A 4,095-nucleotide genomic window follows, 5' to 3' on the forward strand; every position below is an offset into this window, starting at 1 on the left:
CCCTACCCTGAGTGATCCATCCCATGACCCAGCCTTCTGCTGCCCCGGCAGCTTCTGCCTTGCCCGCCCGCCCCGTGCGCTCCCAGTACGAAGATTTCATGCGCCATGTGTTCACCCACGGCGTGGACAAGTCGGACCGCACCGGCACCGGCACCAAGAGCGTGTTCGGCCACCAGATGCGGTTTGACCTGAAGGAAGGTTTTCCGCTGGTCACGACCAAGAAGGTGCACCTCAAGTCCATCATCCAGGAGTTGCTGTGGTTCCTGACCGGATCGAGCAACAACAACTGGCTGAAAGAGCGCGGCGTGACCATCTGGGACGAATGGGCGCGCGAGGACGGCGATCTGGGCCCGGTGTACGGCGTGCAGTGGCGCAGCTGGCCGACGCCGGACGGCGGGCACATCGACCAGATCAGCGACGTCATCCAAACGCTCAAGACCAACCCCGACTCGCGCCGCATCATCGTGAGCGCCTGGAACGTGGCCGAGCTGCACAAGATGGCGCTCATGCCGTGCCACGCTTTCTTTCAGTTTTACGTAGCCCCGGCGCAAGAGCCCGGCGGGCGCGGCACGCTGTCTTGCCAGCTGTACCAGCGCAGTGCAGACATCTTTCTGGGTGTGCCGTTCAACATCGCCAGCTATGCGCTGCTGACCCACATGGTGGCCCAGCAGTGCGATCTGGAGGTGGGCGACTTCGTGTGGACGGGTGGCGACTGCCACATCTACAGCAACCACCACGAGCAAGTGCAGACCCAGCTGGCGCGCACGCCCTACCCCTACCCTGTGCTGAACATCAAACGCAAGCCGGACAGCATCTTCGACTACGAGTACGAAGACTTTGAAGTGGTGGACTACCAGTGCCACCCTGCCATCAAGGCGCCCGTGGCAGTCTGACCTGACCACTGCACCAGCCAGCCTGCGGCACAGGCCCCGCTTTCACCCATAACCAATACAACGAGCTTCTATCTATGTCTTCCGGCGGATTCCACGTACACGGCCCCCACGACCACGCGGTCGAACATGCCACCCACGGCCACGATGCTGCGCACCACGGCGCGGACCATGGCGGCGGCTCGTCCACCAACAAGATCGCCATGTTCACGGCCATCGTGGCCACGGTGGGTGCCATCTTTGCCTACATGGGCGGCGCCACCCAGGCCAATGCGGGCCTGATGAAGAACGACGCGGCCATCAAAAAGACCGAGGCCTCCAACCAGTGGAATTACTTCCAGTCCAAAAGCACCAAACAAAGTTTGGCCGAACTGGCCCGTGACCTGACCCCGGCCGAAGCCGAGAAGGTTAAATACCAGGCCAAGATCGACCGCTACGAAAAAGAGAAGAACGAGATCAAGACCGCGGCCGAAAAGCTGGAGGCCGATGCCCACGCCTTCGATCAGCAAAGCGAGGCCCAGATGCACCAGCACCACCGCTGGGCCCAGGCCACCACCGCGCTGCAGGTGGCGATTGCCCTGGCCGCGATTGCGCTGCTGACCAAGAAGAAGTGGCTGGAATACGGCATGTACGGCGTGGCCGCCGTGGGCCTGGGTGTGGGCGCGCTGGCGTTCCTGCACATCTGATCCCCTCCCCACTCACGCACAGAGCGAGCCCCATGCCCCTGCACCTCATCTACGCCCGCGCGGCCAACGGCGTCATCGGCAAGGACAACCGCCTGCCCTGGCACATCCCCGAGGACATGGCGCACTTCAAGCAGCTCACTCAGGGCTGCCCGGTGGTCATGGGCCGCAAGACCTGGGACTCGCTGCCCGCACGCTTTCGCCCCCTGCCCGGCCGCACCAACATCGTGGTGACGCGGCAGGCCGACTGGCAGGCCGAGGGTGCCCACCGCGCAGGCAGCCTGGCCGAAGCCCTGGCGCTGTGCGACGCAGGCAAAACCGTGTGGATCATTGGCGGCGCGCAGATCTATGCCGAATCCTTGCCCCTGGCGGACTGCTTGGAGGTGACGGAGATCGCCCAGGACTTTGACGGCGATGCCTATGCCCCCGTGCTGGGCGCAGAATGGGTAGAAACCGCCCGCGAGCACCACGTGAGCACCAACGGGCTGCCGTTCAGCTTTGTGACCCGTGTGCGCCGCGCCTGACGCTTCTGCCCCTTTCCTCATCTACTCACATTTTGATAGCTGCCAGCGCATGATCCACTAGCGCTACCGGCCAAAAACCATGCAAATTGCCACCTGGAATTTCAATTAGTGTTTCAGAGTGGCTCACAGCGTCTCAACAAGAATCACAAGCCGTTGTTTTCATTGGGTTTTTTGATTCACACTGTCGCACACTGATTCTCATTGGCGCATGAACTCCGGGTAGCTAGGTGGGTAGCTACACTCCTAGCTACCCAAAAAAAGGACTGCCGATGCCCAAAATCAGTCACACGCTCACCGATATACAGATCAAGCGCTGGATCTCAAAAGGTGAGGCGGTCGCCAAGTCGGATGGCGATGGGCTGACATTCACCCTCTCCAAAGGCGGCACCGCAACCTGGGTGCTCCGATATCGCGTGCAGGGCGGGCGACGGCGCGAGCTGACCATCGGCAGCTACCCGGACGTGACACTCGCGGCGGCCCGGGAGAAAGCCCGCGCTCTGCGTGCATCCATCGATGGCGGCGCGGACCCGGCGGCGGAGAAGCAGGAGCGCAAATCGCGCACCGCAGCAGCATGGACCATGCGCGAGCTGGTTGCCGACTATCGAGAGAAGGTGCTCCGCCCGGATGTATTCGCCGAGGACACCATCTACTACCGCAATGCCGACATCGACCAGGTAATCCTGCCGCGCCTGGGTTCCTGGCAGGTGGACAAGGTAACGAGCATTGATGTCGTGAAAGTCCTCAAAGAGAGCGGCCGGACGTGGCTGATGACAAAGCGGCTGCTCACCTCTATCTCCAAGGTTCTCGACCACGCCTGCGGGCTGACACTCATTGCGGCCAATCCGTGCACCGGCATCAAGCTGTCCGCGCTCAAGGGCCCCCGCCCCAAGACACGCCAGCGCGTCATGCTGGAGAACAAGGAGCTGCAGTCCCTGCTGCCGGGCATTGACTTCATCGGCCGGGAGAACGCCCTGGCCTTCCGCATCCTGCTGGCCACCTGCGTGCGCGGGGTGGAGCTGGTGAAGGCAAAGAAGGAGCACTTGGACCTGGAGGCCGGCACCTGGTGGGTGCCCGCAGAGTCCGTCAAAACCCGCGCTGGCTTCCTGGTTCCCCTCGCCCCGGTCGTCGTTGACTGGTTCCACGAGCTGATCGCTCTGTCTGGCGACTCCGTTTACGTGCTGCCCACTCGCCGCGCCGACCGCTCCAAAGAGCTGGGCGATGTGCCTATCGGCCGCACCACGCTTTGGGCAGCACTGCGGCGCGCGTTTGAGCGCGGTGACATGGACATCCGCAAATTCACCCCCCACGACACGCGCAGCACGGCCAAAGGCCACCTGATGAACATGGGGGTGTCTCGTGAAATCTCCGAGATTGCCCTGAACCACGCGCTCAAGGGCATGGAGGGGGTTTATGACGTGCGGGAGGAAATACCAGAGCGCCGCAGGGCACTGAAACTTTGGGCCGACTACCTTGTGTCCTGCGAGAACACCGCCCCACCAAGCCGCGAAGGCCGTGCAAATGTGGTTCGCCTACGGAGAGCGGCTTGAGCTGACCTTTTACTGGCCACTACCCAAACACAAAGCCCCGCCCGCATCACTGCGGCGGGGCTTTTTCATTGGTGCTGGCGATTCAGCAGTTCAGATCGACGGACACATGCGCCAGGAAGGGTGCACCGTGGGTCGTCGCTTGAGCACGCGCAGCACGAAGGCCTTGGCCGCTACCAGCGCCACGCGCGGTTTCTCCTGGCCCGGGGCCTTGGTCTGCAGCTGAAAGGGTTCCACCCAGGCACTGAGCAAGCGGTCGATGCCATAGCTCACGGCGGAAGCCACACGGTCCACGGCGGCCGACATGGCGGAGGCGGCGGCCACGCAGGCCAGGGCAACCAGGGAAACGAAACGGGAGGAACGGTACATGGTGGATCTCCAGATGGGTGATGCCGTGGCTACCGGCGGGGCCCCTTGCCGTGGCGGGGAATCTCAGGAGGGGCGGCCTATCGGC

At 63.1% G+C, this 4,095-nt stretch carries 5 protein-coding genes; 4 read left to right on the forward strand and 1 reads right to left on the reverse strand.

Annotation, left to right across the window (positions count from 1 at the left end):
- The first annotated feature begins 23 nt into the window (after positions 1 to 23).
- From DBR23_RS15515 to DBR23_RS15530, 4 genes are all read left to right on the forward strand, one after another.
- Complete coding sequence (locus DBR23_RS15515) at positions 24 to 893, forward strand: thymidylate synthase (protein WP_108498839.1); 870 nt, start codon at positions 24 to 26, stop codon at positions 891 to 893.
- A 74-nt stretch (positions 894 to 967) separates the two neighbouring features.
- Positions 968 to 1,576 (forward strand): DUF4337 domain-containing protein, encoded by a 609-nt coding sequence (locus DBR23_RS15520; protein ID WP_056743682.1) that lies wholly within the window; start codon positions 968 to 970, stop codon positions 1,574 to 1,576.
- A 32-nt stretch (positions 1,577 to 1,608) separates the two neighbouring features.
- Positions 1,609 to 2,097, forward strand: a complete 489-nt coding sequence (locus tag DBR23_RS15525; protein ID WP_108498840.1) for a dihydrofolate reductase — start codon at positions 1,609 to 1,611, stop codon at positions 2,095 to 2,097.
- A 227-nt stretch (positions 2,098 to 2,324) separates the two neighbouring features.
- Positions 2,325 to 3,644, forward strand: a complete 1,320-nt coding sequence (locus tag DBR23_RS15530; RefSeq protein ID WP_233250480.1) for a site-specific integrase — start codon at positions 2,325 to 2,327, stop codon at positions 3,642 to 3,644.
- Between the two features lie 90 nt (positions 3,645 to 3,734).
- On the opposite strand, the gene DBR23_RS15535 is transcribed toward DBR23_RS15530, so the two are convergent.
- Positions 3,735 to 4,010 carry a hypothetical protein gene (locus DBR23_RS15535; RefSeq protein ID WP_108498842.1) on the reverse strand — a complete coding sequence of 92 codons (276 nt, stop codon included), beginning with the start codon at positions 4,008 to 4,010 and terminating at the stop codon, positions 3,735 to 3,737.
- Positions 4,011 to 4,095: the final 85 nt, after the last annotated feature.

Origin of the sequence: Acidovorax sp. HMWF018 (genome assembly GCF_003061035.1) — a bacterium.
GTDB classification, from domain to species: Bacteria; Pseudomonadota; Gammaproteobacteria; order Burkholderiales; family Burkholderiaceae_C; genus Acidovorax; species Acidovorax delafieldii.

Bases quoted from the DNA above. Each gene is read 5' to 3' on its own strand.
- DBR23_RS15515 (WP_108498839.1), top strand. From the start codon at position 24: ATGACCCAGCCTTCTGCTGCCCCGGCAGCTTCTGCCTTGCCCGCCCGC.
- DBR23_RS15520 (WP_056743682.1), top strand. From the start codon at position 968: ATGTCTTCCGGCGGATTCCACGTACACGGCCCCCACGACCACGCGGTC.
- DBR23_RS15535 (WP_108498842.1), bottom strand. From the start codon at position 4,010: ATGTACCGTTCCTCCCGTTTCGTTTCCCTGGTTGCCCTGGCCTGCGTG.
- DBR23_RS15525 (WP_108498840.1), top strand. From the start codon at position 1,609: ATGCCCCTGCACCTCATCTACGCCCGCGCGGCCAACGGCGTCATCGGC.